The sequence below is a fragment of the Bacteroides sp. HMSC067B03 genome (assembly GCF_001811315.1).
Taxonomy (GTDB): domain Bacteria; phylum Bacteroidota; class Bacteroidia; order Bacteroidales; family Bacteroidaceae; genus Bacteroides; species Bacteroides faecis.
In genome coordinates this window covers 1-1,262 of sequence record NZ_KV804366.1, presented here as the reverse complement: position 1 = coordinate 1,262, position 1,262 = coordinate 1, and the positions used below count along the sequence as shown (strand labels likewise).

Genomic DNA, 1,262 nt, shown 5'->3' with positions numbered 1-1,262 from the left:
AGTTGAGCGTATCCGACCAGAAAAAACTGACTGAACAAGGGTATATCTTCGTCGGCAGCTTTCAAGGGTATGCCGGATTCTTTTTCAGCAATTCATGTACGTGTACGGAAGCGGACAGCGACTATGCATATATTGAATATAACGCTGTTTGGAACAAGGCGGCACGTATTATCCGCAATACCTTGTTACCGCGTGTGAGAAGTAAGGTGAAAGCTGACCCGTCAACCGGATATATCAGTAATACCACGATCAGCAGTTGGGACGCGCTTGTCAAATCCGCACTGGAAACTATGGTAACTTCGGAGGATATTGCAGACTTCGACATTTATATCAATCCCAAACAGATGGCTGTCAGCGACAAGCCTTTCAATATCAAGGTAAAACTGGTTGCAGACGGTATTGTACATGAGTTTGAGATTGACTTGGGTTTCACAAATAAAATCTGAAAATATGTCATTGTTAGGAACATTAATCAACAAGTTCGGAAAAATAGCCGGATGGAACAGCGTCAAGGTTGTCATGCTCGGTCGTCAGGTAGAGGGTATCACAGCCCTTTCCTACAAAGACAGCAAAGAGAAAGACAACATCTACGGTGCCGGTGAATTTCCTGTCGGTCGCGGTGAGGGGAATTACAAGGCTGAAGCATCGATCACCCTTCTGAAAGAAGAAGTGAACGCCTTGCAACTGGCACTAGGTTCGGGAAAGCGTCTCACGGATATCGAGCCGTTCGACATTCCGGTCATGTATGAGTATAAAGGGCTTGTCATGAAGGACGTAATCCGGAACGTCGAATTCACGGACAATGGCGTGGACGTTAAACAGGGTGATAAAAGCATTGCCACACAATTCACCCTTCTTCCCAGCCATATCGACTGGAATGTGGCAATGTAGTTTAATAACCGTTTAAAAGACTTTTAAAATGAAAGAAGAAGAAATGAAAATCAAGGCTGGAAAGCCTTACGAGGAACTGACAACGGAGGAAAAGGCTTTGATTGTCGATTTCACAGAGGAAGAGCATACGGAACTGAAACTGAAATACGGAAAACGCCTGAAGCATGTCACCGTACAGGTGGACGAGGATGAACGTTACGACTACCTGATCGTCCGCCCGAAAAAAAACATCCTGCTGGCTATGGCAAAGAAAAAGGATGATCTTGAAGAAGCAAATGACATTCTGATCCGGAACTGCGTGGCGGCTGGCAATATGGAGGCGTTGGAAGATTCTACCGTCTATACTTCAGTCCTGACCGCCATCGGACAAC

Annotated in this window: 3 protein-coding genes; all 3 read left to right on the top strand. The window is 45.6% G+C overall.

Features of this window, described 5'->3' with window-relative positions; all coding sequences use genetic code 11:
- Positions 1–446, top strand: a 446-nt coding sequence (locus HMPREF2794_RS13755; protein WP_246839608.1) for a DUF2586 family protein, incomplete at its 5' end; no start/stop codon positions are given.
- Positions 447–450: 4 nt separating this feature from the next.
- Entirely contained in the window at positions 451–891 is a 441-nt protein-coding gene (locus HMPREF2794_RS13750; protein WP_070751687.1) for a hypothetical protein, read from the top strand.
- A gap of 28 nt (positions 892–919) precedes the next feature.
- Positions 920–1,262 (top strand): hypothetical protein (locus HMPREF2794_RS13745; protein WP_070751686.1); only part of this gene is annotated, 343 nt, incomplete at its 3' end.